This window comes from Frankia sp. CcWB3 (assembly GCF_977927595.1).
Genome location: NZ_CDWRCK010000282.1, coordinates 1 through 4,951, shown reverse-complemented (window position 1 = coordinate 4,951; position 4,951 = coordinate 1). Strand labels below are relative to the sequence as shown.

General features: G+C 66.1%; 5 protein-coding genes. All 5 read left to right on the top strand.

Going from position 1 to position 4,951, the window contains the following annotated elements:
- Positions 1–490, top strand: a 490-nt coding sequence (locus ACY5KJ_RS17485) for a DoxX family protein (RefSeq protein WP_462203868.1), incomplete at its 5' end; no start/stop codon positions are given.
- Between the two features lie 219 nt (positions 491–709).
- The gene (locus ACY5KJ_RS17480; RefSeq protein WP_462203867.1) at positions 710–3,127 is read left to right on the top strand and encodes a UvrD-helicase domain-containing protein; all 2,418 of its coding nucleotides are present in this window, start codon (positions 710–712) and stop codon (positions 3,125–3,127) included.
- Between the two features lie 24 nt (positions 3,128–3,151).
- A complete protein-coding gene (locus ACY5KJ_RS17475; RefSeq protein ID WP_462187590.1) occupies positions 3,152–3,493 on the top strand; it encodes a hypothetical protein in 342 nt (113 codons plus the stop codon).
- Between the two features lie 521 nt (positions 3,494–4,014).
- Entirely contained in the window at positions 4,015–4,317 is a 303-nt protein-coding gene (locus ACY5KJ_RS17470) for a DUF6342 family protein (protein WP_462187591.1), read from the top strand.
- Between the two features lie 59 nt (positions 4,318–4,376).
- Positions 4,377–4,790: a WD40 repeat domain-containing protein gene (locus ACY5KJ_RS17465; RefSeq protein ID WP_462187592.1), complete on the top strand. Its 414-nt coding sequence runs from the start codon at positions 4,377–4,379 to the stop codon at positions 4,788–4,790.
- Positions 4,791–4,951: the final 161 nt, after the last annotated feature.

Sequence of the window (4,951 nt, the reverse complement as noted above, 5' to 3'; positions counted from 1 at the left end):
CCGCACGGCCGTGTCCGCAGCCGACCTCGGGCTGCTGCTGCTCCGGATGACCTTCGGTCTGCTGCTCGCCGGGCACGGCGCGCAGAAGCTCTTCGGCCTGTTCGGCGGCCACGGCCTCACCGCGACCGGCAAGGGATTCGCCCAGCTGGGTTACCACCCCGGCACCTTCTTCGCCGGGCTGGCCGGCGCGTCCGAGTTCCTCGGCGGCCTCGGCCTGGCGGTGGGCCTGCTGACTCCGTTGGCGGCCGCGGCCGTGATCGGCGTGATGATCAACGCAATGATCGTGACCGCACCGAACGGACTGTGGGAAACCGACGGCGGCATGGAGTACCCGCTGTGCATCGCGGTGGTCGCGATCACGGTGGCGGCGGTCGGTGCCGGGCGGCTGGCGCTCGACCGCCTCTTCCGGCGGCGCGACGGCGGGCTGCCCGAGGCGGCCTTCGCCCTCGGCCTCGGCGGCATCAGCGCCGCCATCGTGCTGGCGGTCTAGACCGAACTTACGTGATCGTTCTCTGCCGAAAGCGGCCGTGGCCAGGGCGTTCGAAGAGTTCGAGTCGGCACGCTCGAACCAGCGTTCGAAAGTAGGCTTACGTTTCCGACAACAACCACTCTTCCCTAGGGCCTGCAGACCACTGTCGCCCGTAAACGTAGCCAAACGACGACTCATTACCGTACTCTTACCTGTGACATAAGGTGAGGGAGTAGTGACGTGCTTTTGGATGGACCGGCAGCGCGCATCCCCGCCACCGCTGCGTCGACCGTCGGCACGTCGACAGCCCATCCGCCGACGACCGCCTCGTCGACGCGAGACGCCGACCCGCTGCCAGAACCGTCGGCCCTCGGTCAAGCTGTCCTGCTCGGGATGGAGATCGACGGAGTCCAGCGACAGATCCAGCACCTGACCGACGTGCTGAAGCAGTTACGCCGCCACCGCCAGCACTGGGAAGCCGGTGACCGGGCCGAGCAGAGTGTGGTCCGAGTGCTGGTCGGTATGGACGACGCAGGGTGGCACGTGCTGCCGGACCGACGGTGGCCAGGCACCCGCCGGGCCAACATCGACGTGATCGTGGTGGGGCCTGGCGGAGTCTTCGTGGTAGACGTGAAGAACTGGCGAGAGATCACCGTCGAACGCGGCCGGTTATGGCGTGGCGACGCCGGCGCGGACGACGACGTCCGCAAACTTCTGGATCAGACCGTAGCGGTGGAGGAGGTGCTGGTAGAGGCAGGTCTGCCACCGACCGAGGTGGTTCCGCTGCTGGTTCTGGCCAGGCGGAAAAACGTCCGGGCACAACTCGACCGGGTGACGGTGCTCGGCGAGCAGGACCTAACCCGCGACCTGGCGCGTCGTGGCGCACGCCTGGCACCGGACCTCGTTGAACAACTACTGGACCGTCTGGCACGCGGTTGCCCGCCGATGCCCCGCGCCACCGCCACCGCCACGGTCGTCACGGTCACCGAGGCGCCGACCTCACGGTCTGTCCGCCGTCCGGTCGCGCGCCGGGCAGGTCCCTCTTCGAACGGTACGGCCGCGACCGAAAGCCCAGCCGCTATCGAGCGTCCCACTCGGGCCTACTGTCCAGCTCCGGCCGGGCGTCCGATTTCTTCCGAGCCGCTGTCACCGCCCGAGCAATCGGTTCCACCAGATCAGGATGCACTGCTGAGCCGCGAGGAGCTGTGGCAAGAACTTCTCGACGCCGCCGCCCGGGAGCCGATCGAGACGTGGATGACCTGGCTGCACCCGACGCAGGCCCGCCTGGCCGGCCGGCAGTGGTCGGGTCCGGCCCGCGTCCGCGGCGCGGCCGGTACCGGCAAGACGGTCGTCGCGTTGCACCGCGCCAAGTATCTGGCCGCCCGCGGGGAACGGGTGTTGTTTACCTCGCTGGTGCGCACGCTGGGGCCGGTCTACCGCGCCCTGCTGACCCGGATGGCCCCCGAGCACGTCGACCGGATCGAGTTCGCCACCGTCCACGCCGTCGCCGCACGTTGTCTTCGCGAACACGGCTTGGCAGACCGACACCAGCAGGAGGCCGCCGACACCTGTTTCTGGCGCGCCTGGGGGCAGGTCGGGCAGTTCTCGGTTCTGCCCGGGCTCGGCCTGGCTCCCGGGTACTGGAAGGACGAGATCGCGACAGTCGTCAAGGGCCGAGGCCTGACCGACTTCGAGCAGTACGCCAAGCTGGCACGCGTCGGGCGCAGCACTCCCTTGCAACCGACCCACCGACGTGCGGTGTGGGAGCTGTACGAACGGTACGAGCAGCTCCGGACAGAGCGCGGCGTCCTCGATCGCGACGACGTGCTGCTCCTGGCTCGCGACCTGGTGCGCGAGAGTTCCGACACCCGGTACGACGCGGTGATCGTTGACGAGATACAGGACCTGACGTGCGTCGGTCTGCAACTGCTGCATGCCTTCGTCGGCGACAAGCTGGACGGCCTGCTCGTGGTCGGCGATGGCCAGCAGTCCATCTATCCCGGCGGTTTCACCCTCGCCGAGGCCGGCGTCGCCGTCGTCGGACGCTCCACCGTGCTCGGGAGAAACTACCGTAATCGCGAGAAGATCCTGCGCTACGCCCAGGCGGTAGTCGCCGACGACAGCTTCGACGACCTCGACGGCGTCCAGGAACGCGGGCGGCGCGAGGTCAACGTCGACCGGCCGGGAGGCGAGATCCGCGAGGTCACGGTGTCGGGTACCGTGGCGCAGGATGCGGCGCTCTGCGAACACCTCGTGGAATTCCATGATAATCGGAACGTCCGTTACGGCGATATGGCGGTGCTCGTGCCGACGAACGCCGCGGCTGCGCGGTGGCTGCGCGTCCTCACCGATCGGGGCATTCCAGCGGTTTCCCTCAAGGAATATGACGGAACCAGCTGTGAGGCGGTCAAGGTCGGGACGTACCACCGAGTCAAGAGCCTCGACTTCGCCCACGTCTGTATTCCCGACCGCAACCTCTTCCCGAAGCCGTGGCGGCCGTCCGAGTCGGCCGACGCGTTTCGCGAGCGTACCCAGTTGGAACGCCGACAGATGTACGTGGCCATCACGAGGGCACGAGACAGCGTGTGGGCCGGTATTCGCGAGGTACCCGACTCGGACCACTCGATCCCCGCCGAGATCGGGCACAGCTCCAGGTAGGAACTCTGGAACGATCCCGCTTTCGTGGTCAGCACGTCCCCGACAACGAACTACGACATCTACGAGTACCTGCGGGTCGGCAACGGGATCGGCCCGGTGCACCGGTCATTCCTGCGGTTTGACACCAACGCGATCGAGGGCAAGCACGTCACCGCCGCGACGCTGAAGCCGCCGCGGACCCGACGCTCGACCGCCGTGCGGGCCGGTGCCCGGCCCTCCGACGGGCCGCTCCACCCAGGGATCCCGTGTGTACACAATTCCGGGTCCACTTCGAAGCTGGTCAGCCCTGGCCTGTGGACAGAGATTGACTCGAATTTCCTGCGCATCCGGGCCTCCTTCCCGACCCGACCCGCGATTACGCCTTAGGAGTCGAAATGAAATAACTTGCGCGTTTCGAACCCTCCACAGGCCTGTGACCTGTGGAGGGTTCGAAACGCGCAAGTTATTTCATTTCGACTCCTAACTGGGTTGATATATTTAGGTAATATCCGCGCGCCACCGTCTCCGGCATGTGACGCTACGTACGCGAGGTGCGATTCCATCACTAGCTCTGGGGGGAGAGGTGTTGTGGCGCTCATGCCTGTGACTCGGATGGTTGAACGGCCCCATCCGGAACAGGGAATACGGAGATCAAGGAAGCGATCGTTCCTGTCTATTGAGACGTCCACGCACCCGTTTACTGGTCCGATCGGGTAGAAAAATTGGCCAGGAGTGCGGCCGGCAGTCGAGAAAATTCCGGCCGGAACGTGCGGTGTTCTCTCCACGCCGGCACACGCAGAGATGCCTCCTGCTGACTCCTGTTTGCCGATGGCCAGGTTTTTCTCGAAACCATACAAACCTACTCCAGCCAGGAGAGGTTTCCCACACAAAATAGAATGGAGAAGACCATGGCGGAAATTGACCTCGGATTGGCCGCGGACTGGGATGAGGGCGACACCCACGGCCGAATCAGGTTGAGGCAGAACCAGAATTACCCGAACTCGCCCAAGAAGGATGTGATCATCAGCTCGCCGGTGAGCATCGAACTCTCGGTCAACACAAACTACTCCACCTCCCAGGAAGCCGACAAGATCTTCTTCACGACCCACCACGGCAACCAGAAAAAGATCATCGCAATACTGGACTCCAACGGAGACCTCTACATCGCTGGCCGCGTGATCGAAGGGCAGTCGAACCTGTCCTACGAGTAGCCCGACAGCTCGGGGTGGGCCGGCGCCGCCGCGCCCACCCCGGCACGGACGTCGCTGCCGTGCTCGCCCCGCTGGGTCTGCGGCTGTCAGCAGCCAAGACCCGGGTAGTGCACACGAGCGACGGGTTCGACTTCCTGGGGTTCCGCATCCAGCGGCGCCGCAAGCGAGGCACGAACCAGTGGTACGTCTACACCTGCATCCCTGACCGGCCCCTCAAGGCGGTGAAGGAAAAGAGCGGCCACCCGATGAGCGTCACGTTCAGCCCGACGATGCCGCTGGTCGCCACCGGGGGTACCGACACCACCGTCCGGCTGTGGCAGCTGGCGTTCCCCGACCCGCCGCGGCTCGTCGCCGCCGTCGGCTACGGCCGGCGGATCAACCAGCAGTGGGCGCGGGCGGTGGCGTTCAGCCCGGACGGCACCCTGCTGGCCACCGCCGGCGCCGACCGCGTCACCGTCCTCTGGGACCTGTGAGCGAGTCCGGGACCTGTGAACGCTTGGGACCTGTGGGTGCCGTAAGTGTCCCGGATCCGGGGCACTCCACCTGCGGACAACCCGGTGGCCGCTGCCAATGGTCCGATTTCGCAACAGTCGCGGGAGCTGCACGCTACTAGGGCCTGTTTGGGAAGTTCATC